Source organism: Streptomyces sp. NPDC048659, assembly GCF_040650575.1.
In the GTDB taxonomy this organism is placed as follows: domain Bacteria; phylum Actinomycetota; class Actinomycetes; order Streptomycetales; family Streptomycetaceae; genus Streptomyces.
Window position 1 is genome coordinate 21,442 of sequence record NZ_JBEZHM010000018.1, and the last position, 23,935, is coordinate 45,376.

The following is a 23,935-nucleotide window of genomic DNA, read 5'->3' on the forward strand; positions in this document are numbered from 1 at the left end:
CACGTCTCACGGGCCGGGGCCTCCAGCCTACGACGACGCGGCGACAGTCACTCGTTCGTGGGATCGCGGGGCTCTGTACGCGTCTGTACAGTCGAGTACATGAGTGCCACGTTCCCCATCACCGAGGCGCGCGCCCAGTTCGGCACCCTCATCCGCCGCACGGCCCATGCCCGAGAGCGCATCACCATCACGGACCACGGGCAGGCCGCGGCCGTCTTCATAAACCCCACGGAGCTGAGCGAGCTGGAGGAGCGCCTGGCCGACCTGGAGGACGAGCTGGCCCTCGCACGCTACCGCGCCCGGCAGGCCGAGGGCACCGTCGTCGGCATCCCTCAGGACGAGGCCCGCGCCATGCTCGGTCTGGAGCGCGAGTGACCTTCCAGATCATCTGAAGGGCGCCCGCGGGCACGCCTTGGGTACGGCCAGGGCCCCGGTCCCGGCGGAGGTTTCCGCCGGGACCGGGCCCTTGGCCGGTTTCCGGCCGCTTTCCGTTCCCCCGTCCCCTCCGGGCCGGGGACCGTTACCCCGCCCCGCGGGCCGCGGGCCGTTCCCCCGTTCGGGCCCCCGCCCCCCTCAGTCCGTCGCGATCGCGTTCAGGACGTTCATGCGGCCCGCGCGGAAGGCCGGGACCAGGGCGGCGAAGAGGCCGACGAAGGCCGAGGCGACGAAGACCGTCGCGATCGTCGGCCAGGGGATCTCCAGGACGCCCAGGCCCTCCAGGGCCAGGAGCCGCTGGGCGGCGGTGCCCCAGCCGAGGCCGAGGCCCAGGCCGAGGAGGGCGCCGAAGAGGGCGATGACCACCGACTCCAGGCGGATCATGCGGCGCAGCTGGCGGCGGGAGAGGCCGATGGCGCGCATCAGGCCGATCTCCCGGGTCCGCTCGACGACCGACAGGGCGAGGGTGTTCACCACGCCGAGGACGGCCACGATGATCGCGAGGGCGAGCAGCCCGTAGACCATGTTGAGGAGCTGCCCGACCTGGTCCTGGAGCTGCTTCTTGTAGTCGGCCTGGTCCGCGACCTGGTACTGCGGGTAGGGCGCGAGCGCCTTCTTCAGGCCCTCGTACGCGGCGGCCTCCTGCCCGTCCTTCGCCGTGGCGAAGACGATCATGCTCTGCGGCATCCGGTCGGCCGGGAGGTACCTGGCGGCGGTCGTGATGTTCGTGTACATCACGCCCTTGTCGATGTTGGCGTCGTCGGAGGTGACCGCCGCGACCCGCAGCCGCGCCTTCCCGCCGCCCTTGAACGCGACCGTGAGCGTGTCGCCGACCTTCACCCCGTGCTCGGCCGCGTAGTCGCTGCCGACGGACATCGCGCCCGGACCGTACGCGGCGGACAGCTCGCCCCCGGTCGTCTCGCGCCGCACGTCCCGCGCGTACGTCGGGTCGGCGGCGACCACGCCCAGCTCGTCCGCCTTCCCGTGCGGGTCGGTGACGACGGCCTCGATCCACTTGTACTCGGTGACGTGGGCGAGCCCCGGCGTCTTCTCGACGGCGTCCCGCGCCTGCGGCACCACCGGCTGCCGGTTGGTGGACTGCACGATGAAGTCGGCGCCGACGGACCGGTCGAGCTCCTCCGTGGCGGAGGCGACCATCGAGGAGCCGACGACCGACAGGCAGGCGACGAGCGCCAGCCCGATCATCAGGGCCGCGCCGGTGGCGCCGGTGCGCCGCGGGTTGCGCAGCGCGTTGCGCTCGGCCATCCGCCCGACCGGGCCGAAGACCCGCAGCACGACGACGCCGAGGCCGCGGACGACACCGCCGGACAGCAGCGGGCCGATCACCACGAAGCCGAGCAGGGACAGGACGACGCCGAGGCCGAGCCAGAGCGAGCCCGCGCCGGCCTGCTCGGCCCGCGTGGCGGCCCAGAGCGCGGCGCCGCCCGCCGCGGTCAGGAGCAGCCCGAGGGCGGCCCGTACCGCACCCGCCCTGCCGTCGGCGGGGGTCCCCGCGTCGCGCAGGGCGGCCATCGGGGAGACCTTCGAGGCCCGGCGGGCGGGCACGAAGGCGGCGAGGACGGTGACGACGACGCCGAGCGCGATCCCGACGGCGGGCGTGGTCCAGCGGACGGTGAGGTCCTCGGTGGACAGCTCCATGCCCATCGACGACATGAGCGACATCAGGCCGACGGCGAGTCCCACACCGGCCGCGACCCCCGCGACCGAGCCGACGACGCCGAGGAGCAGCGCCTCGACGAGGACGGAGCGGTTGATCTGGCGCCGGGAGGAGCCGATGGCCCGCAGCAGGCCGATCTCGCGGGTGCGCTGGGCGACCAGCATGGAGAAGGTGTTGACGATGAGGAAGACGCCGACGAGGAAGGCGATCCCGGCGAAGCCGAGCATCGCGTACTTCATGACGTCGAGGAAGCCCGCGACGTCCTCGCGCCCGGCGTCGGCGGCCTCGGCGGCGGTCCGCAGCGTGTAGCCGGAGCCGACGGCCGCCGCGATGTCCGCCTTGAGGGCCGCGTCCTCGACGCCGTCCGCCGCGTCGACGGTGACCTGCGTGAACAGGCCCTCCTCGCCGAGGAGTTCGCGCTGGGCGGTGGCGGTGTCGAAGTAGACGAGGGTGGCGCCCGGGTTGGTGACCTTGAAGTCGACGATCCCGCTGATCCGCGCGGTGAAGTCGCCGGTGACGGCGATGGTGCGCAGCTCGTCGCCGATCTTCAGGTGGTGCTTCTCGGCGGTGCCGCCGTCGACCACGACCTCGGTGGGGCCGCGCGGCTCGTGGCCGGAGGCGATCTCCATCGAACGCAGCTCGTCGGCGGACCAGTTGGCGGCGATGGTCGGGGCGCCGGTGGTGGGGCCGACGTTCTCGTTCCGGGAGTCGACGACGGTGACGCTGGTGGAGACGACCTGCCCCCTCGCCGCCGCGACACCCTCGACACGCTCGACGGTGGCGACGAGCGCGGCGGGCAGCGTGGCGGGGCGCCCGTTCTGCGGGATCTCGTCGTCCCCGGCCGCGCCGGCGGGGCTGACGCTGACGTCGGAGGCGGTGGAGGCGAAGAGCTTGTCGAAGGTGGCGGTGGTGGTGTCGCTGAACACCAGGGTGCCGCAGACGAAGGCGACGGAGAGGAGGACGGCGACGGCGGAGAGCGCCATGCGGCCCTTGTGCGCGAGGAAGCTGCGCAGGGAGGTCTTGAGCACGGTCATGACGTCCGCCCGCGCGCGTCGAAGTCCTTCATCCGGTCGAGGACGGCGTCGGCGGTGGGCCGCCGCATCTCGTCGACGATCCTGCCGTCGGCGAGGTACAGCACCCGGTCCGCGTAGGAGGCGGCGACCGGGTCGTGGGTGACCATGACGATGGTCTGGCCGAGCTCGTCCACCGACTGGCGCAGGAAGCCGAGGACTTCGGCGCCCGCCCGCGAGTCGAGGTTTCCGGTCGGCTCGTCACCGAAGATGATCTCGGGCCGGGCGGCGAGCGCGCGGGCCACGGCGACGCGCTGCTGCTGCCCGCCGGAGAGCTGGGCGGGCCGGTGCGTGAGCCGCTCGGCGAGGCCGACGGTCCCGACGACCCGGCGCAGCCACTCCTGGTCCGGCTTGCGGCCGGCGATGTCCATGGGCAGCGTGATGTTCTCCAGGGCGTTCAGCGTGGGGAGCAGGTTGAACGCCTGGAAGATGAACCCGACGCGGTCGCGCCGCAGTCGGGTGAGCTTCTTGTCCTTGAGGCCGGTGATCTCGGTCTCGTCCAGGAAGATCTCGCCGCTCGTGACGGTGTCGAGGCCCGCGAGGCAGTGCATGAGCGTCGACTTGCCGGAGCCCGAGGGCCCCATGATCGCGGTGAACTCGCCCCGGGCGATGTCCACGTCGACGTGGTCGAGCGCGACGACCCGGGTCTCCCCCGACCCGTACGCCTTGAGGACCTGTCGCGCCCGCGCGGCGACGGCCGTCCGCCCTCCCGTACCCCCGTGCCTGAGGGTGGTCACAGCCGAAGTCACGGTAAGTCTCCTTGATGGGTGGGGTGTTCGTACTCGGACGCGTACCGGTCTCGCACTCGGACCCGTATGCGATCTCGTGCGGGATTCCGTAAGAACAAGCTAAGGACGGGTGGGACCTTCGCTCCTCCTCCGCCGGGACGAACGGCCCCTGGGCCGGATGGGGGAGGAGCCCTTAGGGGTTCTCCATCGAACGATCGAGTGAGAGGCTGACCCGGCGCACTTAGATGTACGAAGCATCCGTCGGGTGGGGGAGAGGGGACGGCGTGTCCGAGGCGACCACGAGGCAGACGGCGCCGCCCGCGGCGGACACCACCCGGCGCGGGCCCGTCGTCGCCGCGCTCATGCTCGGCATGGCGCTCGCCGCGCTCGACGGCACCATCGTCGCCACCGCCGTCCCGCAGATCGTCGGCGACCTCGGCGGACTCTCCGTCTTCTCCTGGCTGTTCTCCGGCTATCTGCTCGCCGTCACCGTCACCCTGCCCGTGTACGGGAAGCTCAGCGACACCTTCGGCCGCAAACCCGTCCTGATCTCGGGCATCGTCCTCTTCCTCATCGGCTCCGTCCTGTGCGCCGCCGCCTGGAACATGTACGCGCTGATCGCGTTCCGCGTCGTCCAGGGGCTGGGCGGCGGGGCCCTCCAGGGCACGGTCCAGACGATCGCCGCCGACCTCTACCCGCTGAAGGAGCGCCCTCGCATCCAGGCCCGGCTCTCCTCCGTGTGGGCGACCGCCGCGGTGGCGGGCCCTACGGCGGGCGGGCTGCTCGCCGGGTACGCGGACTGGCGCTGGATCTTCCTCATCAACCTGCCGGTCGGCGCGGCGGCCCTGTGGCTCGTCGCCCGCTACCTGGTGGAGCCGGGGCGCCCCCTAGGGGACGGAGCCGGAAGCGGTACGGGAAGCGGTACCGGCGGCGGCTCCCCCGACGCGCCGGACGGCCGCGCCCGCGCCCGCTTCGGCTTCGGCTCCCGCTCCCGCTCCGGCTCCCGCCCCTCCGTCGACTGGGCCGGCGCCCTCGCCATCTTCGCCACCGGCGCCCTGCTGCTGACCGCGCTCGTCCAAGGCGGCGTCGCCTGGCCGTGGCTCTCGGCCCCGTCGCTGGGCCTGTTCGGCGGGGCGGCGGCGCTGGGCGCGCTCACCGTGCTCATCGAGCGCCGGGCCGCCTCGCCGATCATCCCGGGCTGGGTGTGGCGCCGCCGCACCATCGCCGCCGTCAACCTGGCGCTCGGCGCCCTCGGCCTGCTGATGGTCGCCCCGACCGTCTTCCTGCCCACCTACGCGCAGGCGGTCCTCGGCCTCGGCCCGATCGCCGCCGGTTTCGTGCTGTCCGCGATGACCCTCAGCTGGCCCGTCACCGCCGCGCTCTCCAACCGGGTCTACGGCCGGATCGGCTTCCGGCTGACCGCCGTCCTCGGCATGACCGGCGCGCTGCTGGTCCTGCTCGCCTTCCCGCTGCTGCCGTTCCCCGGCGAGCCCTGGCAGCCCGCGCTCCTGATGCTGCTGCTCGGCGGGGCCCTCGGCTTCTTCCAGCTCCCGCTGATCGTCGGCGTCCAGTCGACCGTCCCGTACGAGGAGCGCGGCACGACCACCGCGTCCGTCCTCTTCGTGCGCCAGGTCGGGCAGAGCGTGGGCGCCGCCCTGTTCGGCGCCGTCGCCAACGGGGTGCTGGCCGCGCGGCTCGGCGGCGCGAGCGGGGACCTGGACGGGCTGGTGCGCGCGCTGGAGAGCCCGGGCTCGCTCACCGGGCAGACCGCCGACCACCTGCGGCGGGCGGTCGACGCGGCCGTCGACTACGTCTACCTGGGCGCGGCCGGCGCCGCCGCGCTCGCCCTGCTGGTCCTGCTCACCCTGGCGCCGCGCCGCTTCCCCGTACTGAAGGAACACGAGGACGAGCCCGCCGGGGCCGACGCGGCCGCTGGGGCCGACGGGGCGGCGGAGGCGGGCGGGACGGCGGAGGCGGGCGGGGCCGCGCGGTAATTCCCGGCCCGCCGGGCACCCGACGGGGAGAATGCCCCGATGAGCCATCACCTCGTCGGCATACCGGAGTTGACCGGAGTCCCCCGCGTCGCCGTCGTCATCGACGTCATGCGCGCCTTCACCGTCGCCGCCTGGGCCTTCGCGCGCGGCGCCGAGCGGATCGTCCTGGCCGGGTCGGAGCGCGAGGCGCTCGCCCTCAAGGAGCGCGAGCCGCACTGGCTGGCCCTGAAGGACGGGGCCCCGGCGCCCGGCTTCGACGCGGTGAACTCCCCCGCGCTGCTCCGCTCCCTGGACCTCACCGGCCGCACGGTGGTGCAGAAGACGACGGCGGGCACGGTCGGCGCGCTGGCCGTCGCGGACGCCCCGGTGGTGCTCTGCGCGAGCTTCCCGGTGGCGGGTCCCACCGCCCGGTTCCTGCGGGCGGCGGGCGGCGGCCCGGTCACGTTCGTCGTCACCGGCGAGGACGGGCGGGCGGAGGAGGACCGGGCCTGCGCCGAGTACCTCGCCCGCGCCCTCGACGGCACGGGCGAGGAGCCCGACCCGGCCCCGTACGTCGAGCGCGCCCGCGCCTCCCGCGCCGCCGCCGAACTCGCCGCCGGGCTGCGCGCGGGCGCCCACCCGGACGACGTCGCCCTGTGCCTGGAGGTGGACCGCTTCCCCTTCGCGATGCGGGCCCGCCGGGAGGACGCCCTGACGGTCCTGCGCCCGGTCGCGCCGGGGGACCTCCTCTAGATGGACCTGGATGGACCTGGATGGACCCGGATAGACCTGGATGAATCTGGATGGATCCAGATAGTCCTGGATAGACCGTCCGCCTAGTCGGCGTCCGTCGCCGCCGGCCCCGCCCGGCCCGTCAGGGCGGCCAGGGACCCGCGGATGTGCTCCATGTGGGAGTGGATCTCCTCCCGGGCCTCGTCGTGCTCGCGCCGGATCCGGTCCGTCTCGCGCTCGGTCCGCTCCTGCGCGAGGCGGGCCTCGGCGAGGATCTCCGCGGCCCGTGCCTCCGCGTCCTCCTGGCCGTGCCGGGCGGCCTCCTTCGACTCGGCGAGGGCGCGCCGGGCCTCGTCCAGCTTCGCCTCCCCGTACGCGACGAGCTCGTCGTGCCGGGCCTCCAGCTCGGTCACCCGGCGGGCCGCCGCCCGGTCGGCCTCCTCGCGGAGCGTCTGGTGCTCCTCGCGCTGCGCCGCCCGCAGGGCCTCGGCCTCGCGCCGGACCCCGTCGAAGGCGGTCCGGGCCTCGGACCGCGTCTGCTCGGCGTCGCGCAGCGCGGCGGTCTGTATCGCGTCGGCCTGGAGGGCGGCCTCCTTGTCCGTCGCGCGGGCCGCCGACTCGGCCGCCGCGCGGACCCCCGCCGCGTACGCCTTCGCCGCCTCGGCCGCCTCCCGGGCCGCCGCCTCCGCCGCCTCGGCCAGCTCCTGCGCCTCGGACTCGGCGTCCCGTACCAGCGTCTCGTCCTCGGCCTCGGCGAGCTCCAGGATCCGGCGGGCCCGCTCGCTCAGGGAGTCGTAGCGCTGCGGGGCGTGCGTGGCGACGGCCTCGCGCAGCCGGGCCGCCTCCGCCTCCATCTCCTTGGCGAGGACGGTCAGCCGCGCCGCGCGCTCCCACGCGCCGTCGCGTTCCTCGGACAGCGCGGCGAGATAGCGCTCGACCTGCTCCGGGCGGTAGCCGCGCCCGCGTCCGACGGCGAAACTCATCCCTGACGCCCCTTCGTCTCCCTTATGTCCGACAAAAAACAAGGATGCTTCATCCGAACGGACAAAAGGCGCCCGACGTGAACACACGTCGAGCGCCTTTCGTCACATCCCGCTCACGAGCGAACCCGTACGGCAGGGCAGGGGTCGGCTACAGCAGGCCGTCCCACATCTGCTCCAGCAGCACCGCCCACCAGTTCTCCGGCGAGGACAGCGCCGCCGGGTCCAGCATCGCCAGCTGGGCCTGGAAGTCGGTCGTCCAGCGACCCGCCTGCTCCGGGTTCAGCCCGTACCGCAGCCGCCACATCCGCCCCAGCAGCGCCAGGGAGCGTACGAACTCCGGCAGCCCGGTGTTCACGAACTGCGGCGGCACCGACTGCCCGCCCGGACCCGCCTCCACCGGTACGGCCACGATGTGCGCCGTCCCGTACTGGACGCAGACCGCCCGCCCGAAGTCCGAACCCAGCACCAGGTACGAACCGGCGTCCGGCGCCGCCTGCACCTGCCGCTGCGCCGCCAGCTCGCCGAGCGTAGGCACCACCGGCATCGCGGGCTGCGCCCAGAAGAACGGCCCGAAGTCGGCCGGCAGCCCCGCCCACACGAGCGTCACCGCCACCAGCTCCGGCACGCCCTGCCGGGACACCGCGCGCTGGTCGAAGCGCAGGATGCCCGGGCCGAACGCCCCGGCCAGTTCCTGCGCCACCGCGTCCGGCGGGACCGGCGGCGCGGGCTGCACCTGCGGCAGCGGGGCCCGCACCGGCGCCGGGCGCGCCGGACCGTCCGCGACCTGGTGCAACTCGCCCTGGTGGGTGATCAGTTGCCGCATCCCCTGCTGGCGGCCCGCGTGATCACGCCCGTACGGCGCGATGTTGGTGATCCGGGCCTGCGGCCAGGTCTCCCGGATCATGCGCGCGCAGTAGCCGCCCGGCAGCTCGCAGGACTCCAGCTCCGTGTGCAGCTCCAGGACCTGCTGCGGCGGCACGTTCATCGCGCGCAGCTCGTGCAGGATCTGCCACTCCGGGTGCGGGGTGCCGGGCGCGGAGCGGCGGATGAGCTGCTGCTCCGAGCCGTCGGGCGCGCGGTAGCGCAGCACGGCCTGGTAGCCGGGGCCCACGGTCGGCGGCCCGGCGGGCGGCTGCTGCGGATAGCCGTACGCGGGCGCGCCACCGGGCCCCGGGGCCGGGGCGTTCATCGGCGCGGGCACCGGACCGGGCGGCGGGGGCGGACCCGCCGGGCCCGACGGGCCCGACGGGCCGGGCTGCGCCAGCATCGTCGCGGCCTGCGCGATCCCGCCGGGCGGCGGCGTCCCGGGCACACCGGGCACACCCGGCGGCGGGGGCGGGGGCGGCGGGGCGCCGGGACCGCCCTGGTTCGGGTGCGCCAGCATCGTCGCGGCGTGCGCGACCCCGCCCGGCGGCGTCCCGGGCACACCCGGCGGCGGGGGCGGCGGCGGGGGCTCGCCGGGACCACCCTGGTTCGGGTGCGCCAGCATCGTGGCCGCGTGGTGCACGGGGGGCGGGCCGGGCGGACCGGGCGGGGTCGCCGGGGCACCCGGCCGGCCGGGCACACCAGGCGGGCCGGGCGGCGCGGGCGGCTGCGGGCCCTCGGGCCCGAGCTGCGACACCAGCTGCGTCCGTACGTGACCGCCGGGCGGCGGCGCCGCCTTGCTCGTCGCCGCCTCCGCGATGTCGGCGGCACCGGGCGCGCCGGGCGGACCGGGCGGGGTCGCGGGGGTCGCCGGGGCAGGCGGACCGGGCGGGGTCGCGGGGGCGGCCGAGGCAGGCGGGGTCGCCGGGGCGGCCGGGGTGCCCGTCTCCAGGCGCGGCGCGATGGCGGTGGGGGGCAGCGCGCTGCCGCCCTTCATCAGCGCGGTGGGAGCGTCGGCGCCCACCACCGGCGGCGGGGTGTCGTCGTCGTCCGCGCCGGAGAGCGGCGGCGCGAACACCGTCGCGGGCAGCGGCACGGCCCCGTCGGCACCCCCCGCGCTCGCGTTCGCGTCCGCCCACGGGCTGGGCGGGGCGGGCGGGGCGGGCGGGGCCTGCGGGGGCCCGACGGCGGCGGGCGCGGGCGTCGGCGGCGCGGGAGGCCCCGACGGCACGGCGTGCGCGTCCGACACGGGCGCGGACGGAGCGACGGGTACGGGCGGCGCAACGGGCGCGGCCATGGGCGGCGCCACGGCCGCAGGCGCGGACGGAGCGAAGGGCGCGGGCGGCGCAACAGGCGCGGCCACCGGCGGCGCCACGGGCCCAGGCACGGACGGCGCAACAGGCGCCACCGCGGCCGAGTCGGCCACGTCGGCCGCGCCCCCCGGCTCCGCCGACCCGTCCTCCGTCGACGCGTCGGCGCTCGCCTGCGAGGCGTTGGACGCCACCGGCGGCAGGCCGATCTTGTCCGCGGCCTCCTGAAGCCACTCCGGCGGACTCAGCAGGAAGGACGTCTGGTTCAGGTCGATCCGGGCCGACGCCTGCGCCGGCACCGAGGCGGCCGGCTCCTCGACGGCGCCGTACTCCTCCTCGTACCGCCGGATCACCTCGCCCACCGGCAGCCCCGGCCACAGCGTCGCCTCGCCGCTGTCGCGCGCGATGACCAGCCGCTGCCGGCCCGCGTCCGGGGTCGGCGCCTCCTCGCGGTCCTCGGCCCACACGACGAAGCCGAGACCGAACTCCCGCACCCGCACCTCACGGTGCAGATACGCCGGCACATCGCCGTTGATCCACTCCTCGGCGCGCTCCTGCGCCTGCGCGAACGTCACCACAGCCAGCTCACTCCCCCACCGGAACCACCGGAACGGCGCGCGCGAAGCCGCCGTCCACCATCAGGTTCGCCACCGTCTCCAGCTCCGGCGGATTGCCCGCCAGCCGCCGGAGGAACTCGTCGAAGTCCGCGCCACAGGGCAGCAGCAGCCGCTCCACGCGCTCCGCGACCGACCAGCCGGCCGCGAGCTCGCCCGCGTCCCGGGCATCGTCATAGGCGCAGAACCACACCGAGCCGACCGCCTCGCCCTTCACCTTCACGGCGAGCAGCCCGCCCTGCACGAAGGCCACGCCCAGGTAGTCCTTCGTCAGATGGTCGCGGAGGCACTTGTTCACGTACACCAGGTCGCTGACCCCCGCCTCCTCCCGCACCGTGAAGAAGGGCTGGTCCACCAGCACGCCCAGCTCCGCGTCGAGCGCCGCGCCCACCGGGGCGCAGCCGCCCGCCGCCTTCAGGAACGAGCGGTACGCGCCCGGCAGCCGGTAGCCGAGGTCCTCCTCGACACCCTGGAGCTGCTGCTCCGACACCGGCATCGCCCGCTTCGGCAGCCCGAAGTGCGCCGGCCGGGTCTCCTGGAGCGGGCGGGTGCCGCGCTTCGCGTGGTCGACGGCGGCCGTCGTCACCCCGCCGTGGTGCCGCAGCAGCGCCTTCACCTCGACCGGTACGAGCTCCAGCCTGCGCGTGTGCGCCACGTGGTGCCAGGTCCAGCCGTGCGGCGTCGCGACCGCCGGGATCACCTCCCACAGCTCGTGGCCCGTCGCGGCCAGCGCCGCGTTCGCCGACACGTAGTCCGTCAGGCGCAGTTCGTCGACGCCGAAGCCCTCCGGCGGGTCGGCGATCTCCGCCGCCGCCCGCGCGTACGGCGAGAAGTCCGGGTAGCCGCGCTCGTCCACCCGCACCCCACGGGGATGCCGGGAGGCCCGGACCGGGTCCGGGAAGTGCACGACCTGCCCGGCGTACGCCGCGTTCGGCGGCACGGTGTCCTGGCCGAGCCGACCTGTCGTCATGGCGGATGCCCCCTGTGACTGCCGGCGGCGGCTGCCGCCGCCTGCTGCTGGTTGGTCCGCACAGCCTAAGCGGTGCCGCCCGCACCCGACCCGGCCCGGCCCGACGTCCCCGCACCGCCCCGCCCTTGGTGACCGGGTGTCACGACGGCATGACAGGACCGCCATGATTCCGACACACCGAAAGCACGTTTCCGCGCCCCAGCTTCCCCATCCGGCACCGCGTTTGGCAGGCTGTTCAAGCAACTCGGGGGATTGCGGGAGGGGAAGAACAGCACCATGCACGCAAGCACCACACCGGCACCACCGCCCACTCAGGGTGACCCACGCCTCAGTTGGGGCAGCGACACCGACCACCAACGCGCCCCGTTACTGCGTCACCGCCGCGACGGAATCCTGCCCGCCGTCGGCGCGGCCCTGTCCGTCCGCGGCACGACCCTCACCTGCACCGCCGCCCGCGGCGAGCAGGCGCCCGCACTGCACCCGCTCGTCCAGGACTTCCTCGACACGCTCACCAGCGGGCAGCGCGAACGCTTCACCGGACGCTGCCCCGAGGCGATCCTGCTCTCCCGGCACCTCACCGCCGCCGAGGGCACCCGCTCGAAACGGGCCCAACGCAAACCGCTCACCCAGAGCGAGGCGCGCCGGTCCCTCAAACACGCGAAGCTCACCGCCCGGCGCATCCGCGAGGACGGCGACCCGCTGCACGGCAGCTACGCCACCCCCTGCCGCTCCTGTACGGCGATGCTCGCGCACTTCGGCGTCCGCGCCGTCGACCCCGCCGACGCCTGAGCCGCGCCCCGCACCAGGGCGTCCCGCACCGGGGACGCCCCGCCCAGAACGGCAGAACCGCACCCATGCCCGACCTGAACAGCACCCGATTCCCGGTCAACGTCGACGCCGCCCTCCGCGAGGCCGGCTGGCAGCCGGGCCGCTGGGACATCAAGCTCGCCGAGGAGTGGGCCGACACCCTGCGCGCCCACGTCACACCAGCCGGGCACCGGCACAGCGTCTTCCCCGCCGCCGTCGAGGCATGGGCCGAATTCGGCGGGCTGCGCGTCACGGCCCCCGGGCACGGGCGCCAGATAGCGCCCGCCGCCCTGCGCTTCGACCCCCTCGCGGGCATCCACCTCGCCCGCACCCTCGGCGACCTCGGCCGCGCGCTCGACACCGAGCTGGCGCCGCTGGGCGAGGAGGGCGACAGCCGCGCGGTCCTCGCGATGGACGTCGAGGGGCGCGTCTACAGCATCGACCACACCGGCGACTGGTATCTGGGCCGCGACATCGACACCGCCCTGTCCACCCTCATCACGGGGACCCAGCCGACGCGGCTGGTGGCGGGGCCGTAGCGGGGGGCGCGTCGGGCGTCGGGCCGGTTGGCACCCGGCTCAGGCGGCCCCAGCCGTACCGGCGGCCTCCGTGGCGGCCTGCGGCACCGCTTCGGCCGCCTCGACCTTCGCTTCCGCCACCGCCACCGTCTCCGCCTCCGCCACCGGCAGCACCGCGCTGACCCGGAAGCCGCCCGCGTCCGTCGGGCCCGACACGAAGACGCCGCCGAGCCCGGACACCCGCTCCCGCATCCCGACCAGCCCGTTGCCGCCGCTCGGCAGATCGGCGTCGGCGACGGTCGCGTCCGAGGGGCCGTTCTCCACCTGCATCGCGACCTCCGCCGCGCGGTGCGCCAGCCGGACCACGACCTCGGCGCCCGCCGCGTGCTTGTGCACGTTGGTCAGCGCCTCCTGGACGACCCGGTAGGCCGTCTGCTCCACCTCGGCGCCGTACGCGCGGGGCTCGCCCAGCACGACCAGCTCCACCACGGCGCCCGCCTGCCGCGACTGCTCGACCAGCGCCTCCAGGGCGTCCAGGCAGGGGCCGCCGTCGCCCGCCGCGGCCTCCGCCGCCGCGGCGGCGGCACGGCCCACGGCGGCCAGCGGGAGGGCCGGGGAGGACGTGGGGACCTCCTCGCGGAGCACCCCCAGCATCTCGCGGAGCTCCGTGAGCGCCTGGCGCCCCATGTCGCCGACCAGCGCCGCGTTCTTCACGGCCTTCTGCGGGTCCTTCAACGCGACCGCCTGGAGGGCCGCCGCGTGCACCACCATCAGGGAGACCCGGTGCGCGACGACGTCGTGCATCTCGCGCGCGATGCGCGTCCGCTCCTCCTGGCGCGCCCACTGGGCCCGCTGCTCCGCGCGGTCGGCGAGCAGCGAGAGCTCCTGCTCCAGGCTGTCGGCGCGCTCGCGCAGCGACTCCATGAGGCGGCGCCGGGCGCCTATGTACAGGCCGAAGAGGACCGGCGGGGCGTTGAGGCCCAGGGTCATCAGGAGCGAGACGACGGGGACGTACCAGCCGCTGGGGTCGAAGTCCTGCTGGTTCACGTCGGCGTGGGCGACGTCCTGGCGGAGCTGGACCATCGTCACCAGGTAGGCGGCGACGGTGGACATGCCGGCGAGCGCGGCGGTCAGGCGGCGGGGCACCTCGGAGGCGGCCAGCGTGTACAGGCCGACGACGCCCATCAGATAGCCCATCTCGGCGGGCGTGACCGCGATCGAGACGAGCACGACGGTGATGGGCCAGCGGCGGCGCACGAGCAGCACGGAGCCGACGACGAGCCCGAACAGCACGCCGACGGGCACCGGCAGCGACGCCTTGCCGGCGAAGCCGACCCCTTCGAGCCCGCACTCCAGCGCGGACACGACGGCCAGCAGCACGTCGAGCACGACGCTGCGCCGTCTCCCCCACCACCACCATGTACGCGGGGCGCGCGCGCCCTGAGCGTCCTGGTCTGCCCCCGTTGTGGTCATGCCTTCCACCCTACGGGCGAGAGCCAGCGATTTTCCCGCCTCCGGGCCCGCCCGGAGCGGCGCGCGTCAACGTGTGCGCACATCAGTCGCTCGAACTACTGAATCGACAGGACTTTCGACCCGGACGTCGACATTCCGGACGACCCTGAATGTCATGACTTCCAGCACGAGCAAGTACACGGACTTCGAGAGCCTGCGCGAGCAGGCCGTCGCCTTACGCCGCGAGGGCCTCAGCCGCCGCCAGATCCGCGATCGCCTCCACGTCGACAACAACGACCTCCTCAACCGCCTGCTCGAAGGAGAACCCCCGCCGGCCTGGACCCGCCGCCCCAACGCCAAGGACGACCTCCGCGCCCGCGCCCGCGAGCTGCGCCTGGAGGGCAGGACGTACGACCAGATCCAGCTGGAGCTGGGCTGCTCGAAGAGCTCGATCTCCCTGTGGGTGAGGGACCTGCCGAAGCCGGAGCGGCGCGATCCGTCCGAGCAGGCCAAGCTCGCCGCCCGAAAGCGCTGGGAGCACGAGCTCGCGGTGCGCGACGCCGTGCGCAGGGAGACCAAGCAGACGGCGGCCCTGGAGATCGGCTCCATGACCGAGCGGGAGCTGCTCCTGGCCGGAACGGCCCTGTACTGGGCAGAGGGCACGAAGGACAAGTCGTACGCACGCCGGGAGAACGTCGTGTTCGTCAACAGCGACCCCGGTGTCATCCTGCTCTACCTCGCCTGGTTGAGGCTTCTGAAGATCGAACCGGAGCGGCTGGCGTTTCGGGTCATGATCCACATGACGGCGGACATCGAGGGCGCCCAGCGCTACTGGGCCGAGCTCGTCGGGGTCCCCCCGGCCGCGTTCCAGAAGACGACGGTCAAGAAGCACAACCCGAAGACCGTCCGGAAGAACACCGGGGCCGACTACCGCGGCTGCCTCGTCGTCCGCGTCGCACAAGGTGCCGAGCTCTACCGTCGCATCGAAGGATGGTGGTCCGCCTTGGTGGTGGAGGCCCAGCGCCTGAACGCGTAGGCTGGCGGAGCTATCCCGGGTTGCTCTGTCGGCAGGGGCGACTGGACTTTGAATCCAGGTAAGACGCAGGTTCGACTCCTGCCCCGGGAGCCACATCTTTCGGGTCCCGACCGTTCCGGTCGGGACCCTTACTCATGGCCCGCCCAGTACCCCCCGGTATCCTTCGGAGGTCCACCCCCCGAAGCCGAAGGGCACATCCGTGAGCGCCAATCGCCCGGCCGCCGTCGTCGTCCTCGCAGCGGGTGAGGGCACCCGCATGAAGTCGAAGACCCCCAAGGTTCTGCACGAGATCGCCGGGCGTTCGCTCGTCGGCCACGTCGTCTCCGCCGCTCGCGAGCTGGAGCCCGAGGACCTCGTCGTGGTCGTCGGGCACGCGCGGGAGCAGGTCACGGGGCATCTGGACGAGCGGTACGCGGGGACGCGAACCGCGGTGCAGGAGCAGCAGAACGGGACCGGGCACGCGGTGCGCACCGCGCTCGGGGAGCTCGGGCGGGCGCCCGAGGGGACCGTGGTCGTGGTCTGCGGCGACACCCCGCTGCTGTCGGGCGAGACGCTGCGGGCGCTCGCCGAGACGCACGCGGCCGACAAGAACGCCGTGACGGTGCTGACGGCCGAGGTGCCGGACTCGACCGGCTACGGGCGGATCGTGCGGGACGAGGCCACCGGCGCCGTCACCGCGATCGTCGAGCACAAGGACGCGTCCGACGCGCAGCGCGCGATCCGGGAGATCAACTCCGGGGTGTTCGCCTTCGACGGCCCGCTGCTGGCGGACGCGCTGGGCAAGGTGCGGACGGACAACAGCCAGGGCGAGGAGTACCTCACCGACGTGCTGTCGATCCTGCGCGAGGCCGGGCACCGGGTGGGCGCGTCCGTGGCGGCGGACCACCGGGAGATCCTGGGCATCAACAACCGGGTGCAGCTCTCCGAGGCGCGCGCGCTGCTGAACCAGAGGCTGCTGGAGCGGGCGATGCTCGCCGGCGTGACGGTGGTGGACCCGGGTTCGACGTTCGTGGACGTGACGGTGACGTTCGAGCCGGACGCGGTGGTGCTGCCGAACACGCTGCTGCTGGGCGCGACGCACGTCGGCGAGGACGCCGTGGTGGGCCCGAACACGCGCCTGACGGACACGACCGTGGCGCGCGGGGCGCGGGTGGACAACACGGTCGCCGACTCCGCCGTGGTGGGCGAGGGTGCCTCCGTGGGCCCGTTCGCGTATCTGCGTCCGGGGACGAAGCTGGGCGCGAAGGCGAAGGCCGGCACGTACGTCGAGATGAAGAACGCCGTGGTGGGCGAGGGGACGAAGGTCCCGCACCTGTCGTACGTGGGTGACGCGACGATCGGCGACTACACGAACATCGGTGCGGCGAGCGTCTTCGTGAACTACGACGGCGAGGCCAAGCACCACACGACGATCGGTTCCCACTGCCGTACGGGTTCGGACAACATGTTTGTGGCACCCATCACGATCGGGGACGGGGCGTACACCGCCGCCGGGTCCGTGATCACGAAGGACGTGCCGCCGGGTTCGCTGGCCGTCGCCCGTGGCCAGCAGCGGAATATCGAGGGCTGGGTGGCCCGCAAGCGGCCGGGCAGTGCCGCCGCGCAGGCCGCTCAGGCCGCGTCCGAGGACTCCGTCGGCGAAAGCTGACCGGAAACGAGTACGTCGAACTCGGCGTACCGTGATACGTGCACACAAATTCGGCTGGCTCGCACACGCGCACGGGAGCGCGGGTATCCGTGGCCAGAGAAACCGTCGAGGAGACAGTGCTGTGACCGGGATCAAGACGACCGGCGAGAAGAAGCTGATGCTCTTCTCCGGCCGCGCCCACCCCGAGCTGGCCGAGGAGGTCGCGCACCAGCTGGGCGTCGGCATCGTGCCGACCAAGGCTTTCGACTTCGCCAACGGTGAGATCTACGTCCGCTTCCAGGAGTCGGCGCGCGGCGCGGACTGCTTCCTGATCCAGAGCCACACGGCTCCGATCAACAAGTGGATCATGGAGCAGCTGATCATGCTCGATGCTCTGAAGCGGGCCTCGGCCCGGAGCATCACCGTGATCATCCCGTCCTACGGCTACGCCCGTCAGGACAAGAAGCACCGCGGCCGCGAGCCGATCTCGGCCCGTCTGGTCGCCGATCTGCTGAAGACGGCGGGTGCGGACCGGATTCTCACGGTCGACCTGCACACCGACCAGATCCAGGGCTTCTTCGACGGCCCGGTGGACCACCTGTCGGCGCTGCCGGTCCTCGCGGACTACGTGGGCGCGAAGGTGGACCGCTCGAAGCTGACGATCGTGTCCCCGGACGCCGGCCGCGTGCGGGTGGCGGACCGCTGGTGCGACCGTCTGGACGCGCCGCTGGCGATCGTCCACAAGCGCCGTGACAAGGACGTCGCCAACCAGGTGACCGTCCACGAGGTCGTCGGTGACGTGAAGGGCCGTGTCTGTGTCCTGGTGGACGACATGGTCGACACCGCGGGCACCATCTGCGCGGCGGCGGACGCCCTGTTCGCGCACGGCGCCGAGGACGTCATCGTGACGGCCACGCACGGCATCCTGTCGGGCCCGGCCGCCGACCGCCTGAAGAACTCCAAGGTCAGCGAGTTCGTGTTCACGGACACGCTGCCCGACCCGGGCTCCCTGGAGCTCGACAAGATCACGGTGCTGTCGATCGCCCCGACGATCGCCGCCGCGGTGCGCGAGGTCTTCGAGGACGGCTCGGTCACGAGCCTCTTCGAGGAGCACTGAGCCTCGTAGTCCACAGGACACACGCGTAAGGGCCGCTCCCCCTGGGGAGCGGCCCTTACGCGTGCCCCCACGTGATCCATTTGGGCGCCTGGTGGCCTGCCGCTAGACTGTCGTGGTTGCTCGGCGAGGGAGGCCGGATCCTTGTGGATCCCGGCGGTCCGTTATCGACGCGCTCTTCGTAGCAGGCCATCGCCAGTCGTGGCCGGGTGACAGTCACAGACGTCACCACCCATACGAGGAGTGCACATGTCCGAGGTCAAGCTCGCCGCTGCCGTCCGTACCGAGTTCGGCAAGGGCGCCGCCCGCGCCATCCGCCGCGCCAGCCAGGTCCCCGCCGTCGTCTACGGCCACGGCTCGGAGCCGGCCCACATCACCCTTCCGGCGCACGAGCTGGGCATGGCGCTGCGTACGCCGAACGTCCTGCTCTCCCTGGACATCGACGGCAAGAACGAGCTGGCGCTCCCGAAGGCCGTCCAGCGCGACGCCATCAAGGGCTTCCTCATCCACGTCGACCTGCTCCTCGTGAAGCGCGGCGAGAAGGTCACCGTCGAGATCCCCGTCCAGGCCGAGGGCGACCTCGCCGCCGGCGGCAACCTGCTGGAGCACGTGCTCGGCACCCTCTCCGTCGAGGCCGAGGCCACGCACCTCCCCGAGGCCGTCACGGTCTCCGTCGAGGGCCTGGAGGCCGGTGCCTCCATCCTCGCCAAGGACATCGTCCTCCCCGCCGGCGCCTCCCTGGTGACCGACGCCGACGCCGTCGTCCTGCAGGTCCTGGCCGCGCAGGCCGAGGAGCCGGCCGCCGAGGAGACCGAGGCCGCCGAGGGCGCCGAGGGCTGAGCCGTAGGCTCTTCCTGACGTGACGGGGTGACGGGCCGGGAACGGCCCGGCACCCCGTTTCTTTCTGTCTGTACGCAATCGACCTGTACGCATTCGACCTGTACGCATTCGAGGAGACCTGGCGCAGATGACGGACGACGACGCGAACGCCCCCTGGCTGATCGTCGGCCTCGGCAACCCCGGCCCCGAGTACGCGGGCAACCGGCACAACGTGGGCTTCATGGTGGCGGACCTGCTGGCCGAGCGGATCCGCGGCAAGTTCAAGCGGGCGCAGAAGGCGCAGGCGCAGGTGGTGGAGGGCCGGATGGGCCCGCCCGGACCGGCGAACCGGCGGGTGGTGCTGGCGAAGCCGATGTCGTACATGAACCTGTCGGGCGGCCCGGTGACGGCGCTGCGCGACTTCTACAAGGTGCCGACGGCGCACATCGTGGCGGTCCACGACGAGCTGGACATCGACTACGGGGTGCTGCGGCTGAAGATCGGCGGCGGGGACAACGGGCACAACGGCCTGAAGTCGATGACGAAGTCGATGGGCCCGGAGTACCACCGGCTGCGGTTCGGGATCGGCCGGCCGCCGGGCCGGATGCAGGTCGCGGACTTCGTCCTGAAGGACTTCTCGTCGACCGAGCGCAAGGAGCTGGACCACTTCGTGGACCGGGCGGCGGACGCGGTGGAGTGCCTGGTGACGGAGGGCCTGGAGCGGGCCCAGTCCGCGTACAACTCCTAGGTCCTGTCGCCCGCGCGGTACGACGGTACGATCGCGGGTCATGACGCTCGCCCGTAACGCCGCCATGGCCCTCGTCGTGCTGCTCCTGCTCGTCGCGGGCGCCTGGTCGTCCTGGAACACGGCCCAGCACGTGCTGCTCCCGAAGGGGCGTGAGCACGGGACGCTGACGGTGACCGGCTGCAACGACGAGACGTGCAGCGGGCGTTACGTGTCCGAGGACCCGGGTTCGGGGCTGCGGGCGGTGACGATCGCGCACTCGGTGGCGGCCCGGAAGGGCGAGACGCTGCCGGTGGTGGTGAAGCCGGGGACGCAGGAGGCGGTCCGTACGGGCTGGGGCGGCGGGCTGCACGCGTGGCTGCCGCTGGGCGGGGCGCTGCTGCTGGCGGCGCCGCTGATCGGCGGCGGGATGCGGCTGCCGAGGACGGCGTGGTCGGTGGCGGGCGCGGGGGCGGCGGTGCTGGTCGGCACGTTCTTCGCGCTCTGACGGGGGCGGGCACGCGTGCCCGCCTGTCCTCTCCCCTCCCCTCCCCTCCCCTCCCCTCCCCCGCTCTGACGACTTTCGGCCATCATGGCCTGATTGCAGGCGAATCGTTATCGCCTTTGGGTTAAGGGTGACTTAAAGCGACGGATAGGCTGCCTCCGCGCCGCCCCCCACGGCTCCCCATCCCACCTGGACGACAGCACATGCGACGATCCCTCATACCCGCCGCGCTCGTCGCGGCCACGGCCGGTTCCCTGGTCCTGGCGCCGAGCGCGCTCGCCAGCGGCAAGCCCCACGGCGACAACGGCACCGTCAAGATCCACGACTCCAAGACCGGCGAGGAGTTCAAGCAGAACGAGCCGAAGGTCTGCTCGTTCTACCTGGACGCCTTCGGCTTCGACGCCGGCCAGAAGGTCCGGTGGCACATCGAGGCGTGGGCCAACAACCCGAAGGACAAGGGCACCACCGTCAAGGACGGCACCCTCGTCCTCGACGCCGACGGGCACGAGCGCACCGCGGACATGACCCTGCCGAACGGCCAGTACAAGCTGTTCTGGAACTTCGAGGGCGAGAACGGCCGCGCCAAGCAGAAGGTCTTCAAGACGGACTGCGAGCCCGGCGAGCCCGAGCAGCCCGGCACCCCCAGCCCCTCGGACACGCCGACCGGCTCCACCCCGAGCCCGTCGGACACGCCGACCGGCTCCACGCCGAGCCCGTCGGACACGCCGACCGGCGGCACTCCCAGCCCCTCGGACACGCCGACCGGCGGTACCCCGAGCACCGGCACCGAGACACCGGGCTCCTCCGAGTCGCCGTCCGGCTCCGCCTCCGCCACCACCCCCGGCGCCACCGCGGGCGACGGCACCGCGGGCACCGGCGGTTCCACCGGCGGTGACCTGGCCCAGACCGGTTCGAGCGCCCCGATCGGCGTCCTGGCCGCCGTCGCCGCCGTCCTCGCGGGCGCCGGCGCCTTCCTGGTGAGCCGCCGCCGCAAGGCCCAGCAGCAGCACTGAGCCGGACCCCCGTCATGACGGTGCCCCCGCGGGAGATCCCGCGGGGGCACCGTCATGTCCGGGACCGGACGGCCGTCAGCCGGTGTTGCGCAGGCCCGCCGCCACGCCGTTCACCGTGAGCAGCAGCGCCCGGGAGAGCAGCGGGTCCGGGTCCTCGCCGCGCTGGGCGGCGGCCCGCTGGCGGGCCAGCAGGGCGACCTGGAGGTAGGAGATCGGGTCCAGGTAGGCGTCGCGGATGGCGAAGGTCTGCTGGAGCACCGGGTTGGAGTCGAGCAGCTTCTCGCCGCCCGTCACCCTCAGGACCTCGGCGACGGTCAGGTCGTGCTCGGCCTGGATGGCGTCGAAGACGTGCCGGAGCTCCTCGGGGACGAGGGTGTCGACGTAGTGCCGGGCGATCCGCAGGTCCGTCTTCGCGAGCGTCATCTCCACGTTGGAGAGGAAGTTGCGGAAGAAGTGCCAGTGCTCGTGCATCTCGCCGAGGACCTCTTCGAGTCCGGCCTCGCGCAGCGCCTTGAGGCCGGAGCCGACGCCGAACCAGCCGGGGACGATCTGGCGGGACTGGGTCCAGCCGAACACCCACGGGATGGCCCGCAGTCCGTCGAGGGAGACGCCCGAGCCGGGGCGGCGGGACGGCCGCGAGCCCAGGTGGAGGTCGGCGAGCTGGTCGACGGGGGTCGAGGCGAGGAAGTACGTCGGCAGGTCCGGGTCCTCGACCAGCCGGCGGTACGCCGCGTGGGCGGCGTCCGAGACGGTGTCCATGGCGGCGTCCCAGCGGGCCAGCGACTCGCCGGACTGGCGGGGCGCCGTGTGCAGGGCGGACGCCTGGAGCGTGGCGGCGACCGTGAGCTCCAGGTTCTCCCGGGCCAGCGACGGGATCAGGTACTTGTCGGAGATGACCTCGCCCTGCTCGGTCACCTTGATCTCGCCCTCCAGGGTGCCCCAGGGCTGGGCGAGGATCGCGTCGTGCGAGGGGCCGCCGCCTCGGCCGACGGTGCCGCCGCGGCCGTGGAAGAGGCGCAGCCGCACGCCGTAGCGGTGGGCGACGTCGCGGAGCCGGCGCTGGGCGCGGTGGATCTCCCACTGGGAGGTGGTGATGCCGCCGAACTTGGAGGAGTCCGAGTAGCCGAGCATGACCTCCTGGACGTCGCCGCGGAGCGAGACGAGGCGCCGGTAGGAGGGGTCGGCCAGCATGTCGTTGAGGATGACGTCGGCGGCGCGGAGCTCGTCGGTGGTCTCCAGGAGCGGCACGATGCCGATCTCGGCCCAGCCGGCGTGCAGGTCGATCAGGCCGGCCTCGCGGGCGAGGACGGTGGCGGCGAAGACGTCGTCGGCGCCCTGGCACATCGAGATGATGTAGGACTCGATGACCTCGGGGCCGAAGCGCTCGAACGCCTCCTTGACGGTGTGGAAGACGCCGAGGGTCTTCTGGCCGGCCGGGTCGAGCGGGGCGGGGGTGGGCGCCAGCGGGCGGCGCGACCTGAGCTCCTTGGCGAGCAGCTTCTGCCGGTAGTCGCGCGGCATGTCGGCGTAGCGCCAGGACTCCTCGCCGAGCCGGTCGAAGAGCTGCCCGAGGGCGTGGTGGTGGGCGTCGGCGTGCTCGCGGACGTCCATGGTGGCGAGCTGGAGGCCGAACGCGGACAGGGTGCGGATGGTGCGGTCCATCCGGCCGTCGGCGAAGAGCCCGCCGCGGTGCTCGCGCAGCGAGGTCTGGATCAGGGTGAGGTCGCGGAGGAGTTCGGCGGTGCCGAGGTAGTCGCGGCCCTCGACGTGCGGGGTGCCGGTGGCGAGCCGCTCGCGGGTGTTGACGAGCTTCTGGCGCACGCAGGTGGCCTTGAGCCGGTAGGGCTCCTCGGCGTTGAGGCGCTTGTAGCGGGGGCTGATCTCCGGGAGGCGCTCCAGGTCGGCCTGGAGGGAGTCGAGCAGCTCCTGGGTGGCGCCCGCGTAGCGGATGGAGTTGGAGAGCAGGCCGCGGAGGTAGTCGACGAGTTCGAGGGCGTCGGTGATGCCGTGCTCGTGCTGGAGGATCAGCACGTCCCAGGTGACCTGCGGGGTCACGTTGGGGTTGCCGTCGCGGTCGCCGCCGATCCAGGTGCCGAAGGTGAGCGGGCGGGTGCCGGCGGGCAGTTCGAAGCCGACGCGCTCCAGCTCGGCGGCGAGGTCCTCCAGGACGTCGCCGACGGCGTTGCCGTGCAGCTCGTCGAGGTAGTAGATCGCGTTGCGGGCCTCGTCGGCGGGTTCGGGCCGGACGACGCGGAGCTCGTCGGTCTGCCAGATGAGGTCGATGTTCTCGGCGAGCCGCAGGTCGTGGCGGCGCCGGTCGGCCTGGATGACCGGGGTCTCCAGGAGCACGGCGATGCGCCGCAGCTTGTTGAGGACCGAGCGGCGGGCGGCCTCGGTGGGGTGCGCGGTGAACACCGGCCGCACGTTGAGATTCTTGATCGTCTCGCGTACGTGCTCGGGGTCGCCGTCCTTGAGCATGTCGGCGGTGCGGGCGAGCAGCCCGCCCTCCGCGGCGCGCCTGTCGCGCATCTCACGTCCGCGGTGCACCTGCTCGGTCACGTTGGCGAGGTGGAAGTAGGTGGAGAAGGCCCGTACGAGGCGGGCGGCGGTCTCCAGCTCGACGCCGCGCAGCAGCTCGGCCGCGGCTTCGCCGTCCTCGCGCGTGAGGCGGCGGACCTTCTCGACGAGGTCCAGGAGCTCCGGGCCCTCCTGGCGGACGAGCGTCTCGCCCAGCAGGTCGCCCAGTCGGCGGATGTCGGAGCGCAGCTCGGCGCTGGCTGTGGAGGTCTGGTCGGCACTGCTCACAGGTGCGGCTCCTTGCAGTGTTTGAGCACGTCTGGAGGGGTACTGGAGGCTGCGGACCGCGCTGTCCGACGCACCCAGGATAGGTGTCCGATCCGGCGGCACGGGCAACGCCCCGGCTTAGGCGCTCTTGCCGGGCGCCGACGCGCTGACATACTTAC

General features: G+C 73.4%; 19 protein-coding genes and 1 tRNA gene. 13 read left to right on the top strand and 7 right to left on the bottom strand.

Translation table 11 applies throughout. The features are described from left to right. Positions 1-99 precede the first annotated feature (99 nt). Entirely contained in the window at positions 100-375 is a 276-nt protein-coding gene (locus AB0C99_RS16385; protein WP_362475360.1) for a type II toxin-antitoxin system Phd/YefM family antitoxin, read from the top strand. Between the two features lie 198 nt (positions 376-573). Here the strand turns inward: AB0C99_RS16385 and AB0C99_RS16390 are convergent, their stop codons facing one another. Beyond that, entirely contained in the window at positions 574-3,147 is a 2,574-nt protein-coding gene (locus tag AB0C99_RS16390) for an FtsX-like permease family protein (protein ID WP_362475362.1), read from the bottom strand. Continuing rightward, positions 3,144-3,932, bottom strand: a complete 789-nt coding sequence (locus tag AB0C99_RS16395) for an ABC transporter ATP-binding protein (protein ID WP_362475363.1) — start codon at positions 3,930-3,932, stop codon at positions 3,144-3,146. Before AB0C99_RS16395 ends, AB0C99_RS16390 begins: the two co-directional genes overlap by 4 nt. A 341-nt stretch (positions 3,933-4,273) precedes the next feature. Here AB0C99_RS16395 and AB0C99_RS16400 point away from each other — a divergent pair, with 341 nt between their 5' ends. Both AB0C99_RS16400 and AB0C99_RS16405 read left to right on the top strand, forming a co-directional pair. Beyond that, positions 4,274-5,905, top strand: coding sequence for an MFS transporter (locus tag AB0C99_RS16400; RefSeq protein WP_362475512.1), 1,632 nt, complete (start codon positions 4,274-4,276; stop codon positions 5,903-5,905). Positions 5,906-5,944: 39 nt separating this feature from the next. After that, positions 5,945-6,637: a 2-phosphosulfolactate phosphatase gene (locus tag AB0C99_RS16405; RefSeq protein ID WP_362475365.1), complete on the top strand. Its 693-nt coding sequence runs from the start codon at positions 5,945-5,947 to the stop codon at positions 6,635-6,637. A gap of 83 nt (positions 6,638-6,720) precedes the next feature. On the opposite strand, the gene AB0C99_RS16410 is transcribed toward AB0C99_RS16405, so the two are convergent. The 3 genes from AB0C99_RS16410 to AB0C99_RS16420 form a co-directional block, all read right to left on the bottom strand. Continuing rightward, complete coding sequence (locus AB0C99_RS16410) at positions 6,721-7,599, bottom strand: cellulose-binding protein (protein WP_362475367.1); 879 nt, start codon at positions 7,597-7,599, stop codon at positions 6,721-6,723. Between the two features lie 148 nt (positions 7,600-7,747). Next, positions 7,748-10,351 (bottom strand): SUKH-4 family immunity protein, encoded by a 2,604-nt coding sequence (locus AB0C99_RS16415; RefSeq protein WP_362475369.1) that lies wholly within the window; start codon positions 10,349-10,351, stop codon positions 7,748-7,750. A gap of 7 nt (positions 10,352-10,358) precedes the next feature. Beyond that, the gene (locus AB0C99_RS16420) at positions 10,359-11,357 is read right to left on the bottom strand and encodes an HNH endonuclease (protein ID WP_362475371.1); all 999 of its coding nucleotides are present in this window, start codon (positions 11,355-11,357) and stop codon (positions 10,359-10,361) included. 276 nt (positions 11,358-11,633) lie between these two features. On the opposite strand from AB0C99_RS16420, the gene AB0C99_RS16425 reads away from it, so the two are divergent. Together AB0C99_RS16425 and AB0C99_RS16430 are read left to right on the top strand one after the other, a co-directional pair. After that, positions 11,634-12,146, top strand: coding sequence for a YwqJ-related putative deaminase (locus AB0C99_RS16425; protein WP_362475373.1), 513 nt, complete (start codon positions 11,634-11,636; stop codon positions 12,144-12,146). 65 nt (positions 12,147-12,211) lie between these two features. Beyond that, complete coding sequence (locus tag AB0C99_RS16430; protein WP_362475375.1) at positions 12,212-12,703, top strand: SUKH-3 domain-containing protein; 492 nt, start codon at positions 12,212-12,214, stop codon at positions 12,701-12,703. A gap of 39 nt (positions 12,704-12,742) precedes the next feature. Here AB0C99_RS16430 and AB0C99_RS16435 read toward each other — a convergent pair whose 3' ends face one another. After that, on the bottom strand, positions 12,743-14,155 hold the full coding sequence (locus AB0C99_RS16435) for a histidine kinase (protein WP_362475377.1): 1,413 nt from the start codon (positions 14,153-14,155) through the stop codon (positions 12,743-12,745). Between the two features lie 154 nt (positions 14,156-14,309). On the opposite strand from AB0C99_RS16435, the gene AB0C99_RS16440 reads away from it, so the two are divergent. The 8 genes from AB0C99_RS16440 to AB0C99_RS16475 all read left to right on the top strand — a co-directional run bounded on the left by AB0C99_RS16440 (position 14,310) and on the right by AB0C99_RS16475 (position 20,972). Continuing rightward, on the top strand, positions 14,310-15,170 hold the full coding sequence (locus AB0C99_RS16440; RefSeq protein ID WP_362475379.1) for a hypothetical protein: 861 nt from the start codon (positions 14,310-14,312) through the stop codon (positions 15,168-15,170). Positions 15,171-15,183: 13 nt separating this feature from the next. Beyond that, a tRNA-Gln gene (locus AB0C99_RS16445) sits at positions 15,184-15,263 on the top strand. 106 nt (positions 15,264-15,369) lie between these two features. Next, entirely contained in the window at positions 15,370-16,818 is a 1,449-nt protein-coding gene (glmU, locus tag AB0C99_RS16450) for a bifunctional UDP-N-acetylglucosamine diphosphorylase/glucosamine-1-phosphate N-acetyltransferase GlmU (protein ID WP_362475381.1), read from the top strand. Between the two features lie 121 nt (positions 16,819-16,939). Beyond that, positions 16,940-17,914 carry a ribose-phosphate diphosphokinase gene (locus AB0C99_RS16455; RefSeq protein WP_362475383.1) on the top strand — a complete coding sequence of 325 codons (975 nt, stop codon included), beginning with the start codon at positions 16,940-16,942 and terminating at the stop codon, positions 17,912-17,914. A gap of 246 nt (positions 17,915-18,160) precedes the next feature. Further along, positions 18,161-18,751 (top strand): 50S ribosomal protein L25/general stress protein Ctc, encoded by a 591-nt coding sequence (locus AB0C99_RS16460; protein WP_362475385.1) that lies wholly within the window; start codon positions 18,161-18,163, stop codon positions 18,749-18,751. Between the two features lie 127 nt (positions 18,752-18,878). Further along, positions 18,879-19,478, top strand: a complete 600-nt coding sequence (gene pth, locus AB0C99_RS16465; protein WP_362475387.1) for an aminoacyl-tRNA hydrolase — start codon at positions 18,879-18,881, stop codon at positions 19,476-19,478. A gap of 40 nt (positions 19,479-19,518) precedes the next feature. Continuing rightward, positions 19,519-19,962, top strand: a complete 444-nt coding sequence (locus tag AB0C99_RS16470; protein WP_362475389.1) for a hypothetical protein — start codon at positions 19,519-19,521, stop codon at positions 19,960-19,962. A 200-nt stretch (positions 19,963-20,162) separates the two neighbouring features. Next, positions 20,163-20,972 (top strand): LPXTG cell wall anchor domain-containing protein, encoded by an 810-nt coding sequence (locus tag AB0C99_RS16475; RefSeq protein WP_362475391.1) that lies wholly within the window; start codon positions 20,163-20,165, stop codon positions 20,970-20,972. A gap of 75 nt (positions 20,973-21,047) precedes the next feature. Here AB0C99_RS16475 and ppc read toward each other — a convergent pair whose 3' ends face one another. Further along, positions 21,048-23,777: a phosphoenolpyruvate carboxylase gene (gene ppc, locus AB0C99_RS16480; RefSeq protein WP_362475393.1), complete on the bottom strand. Its 2,730-nt coding sequence runs from the start codon at positions 23,775-23,777 to the stop codon at positions 21,048-21,050. Between the last annotated feature and the right edge of the window lie 158 nt (positions 23,778-23,935).

Coding starts and splice junctions, on each gene's coding strand:
- AB0C99_RS16385 (WP_362475360.1), top strand. CDS start 100: ATGAGTGCCACGTTCCCCATCACCGAGGCGCGCGCCCAGTTCGGCACC.
- AB0C99_RS16470 (WP_362475389.1), top strand. CDS start 19,519: ATGACGCTCGCCCGTAACGCCGCCATGGCCCTCGTCGTGCTGCTCCTG.
- AB0C99_RS16440 (WP_362475379.1), top strand. CDS start 14,310: ATGACTTCCAGCACGAGCAAGTACACGGACTTCGAGAGCCTGCGCGAG.
- AB0C99_RS16435 (WP_362475377.1), bottom strand. CDS start 14,155: ATGACCACAACGGGGGCAGACCAGGACGCTCAGGGCGCGCGCGCCCCG.
- AB0C99_RS16460 (WP_362475385.1), top strand. CDS start 18,161: ATGTCCGAGGTCAAGCTCGCCGCTGCCGTCCGTACCGAGTTCGGCAAG.
- AB0C99_RS16390 (WP_362475362.1), bottom strand. CDS start 3,147: ATGACCGTGCTCAAGACCTCCCTGCGCAGCTTCCTCGCGCACAAGGGC.
- AB0C99_RS16430 (WP_362475375.1), top strand. CDS start 12,212: ATGCCCGACCTGAACAGCACCCGATTCCCGGTCAACGTCGACGCCGCC.
- AB0C99_RS16475 (WP_362475391.1), top strand. CDS start 20,163: ATGCGACGATCCCTCATACCCGCCGCGCTCGTCGCGGCCACGGCCGGT.
- pth (WP_362475387.1), top strand. CDS start 18,879: ATGACGGACGACGACGCGAACGCCCCCTGGCTGATCGTCGGCCTCGGC.
- AB0C99_RS16405 (WP_362475365.1), top strand. CDS start 5,945: ATGAGCCATCACCTCGTCGGCATACCGGAGTTGACCGGAGTCCCCCGC.
- AB0C99_RS16400 (WP_362475512.1), top strand. CDS start 4,274: ATGCTCGGCATGGCGCTCGCCGCGCTCGACGGCACCATCGTCGCCACC.
- AB0C99_RS16420 (WP_362475371.1), bottom strand. CDS start 11,357: ATGACGACAGGTCGGCTCGGCCAGGACACCGTGCCGCCGAACGCGGCG.
- AB0C99_RS16425 (WP_362475373.1), top strand. CDS start 11,634: ATGCACGCAAGCACCACACCGGCACCACCGCCCACTCAGGGTGACCCA.
- AB0C99_RS16410 (WP_362475367.1), bottom strand. CDS start 7,599: ATGAGTTTCGCCGTCGGACGCGGGCGCGGCTACCGCCCGGAGCAGGTC.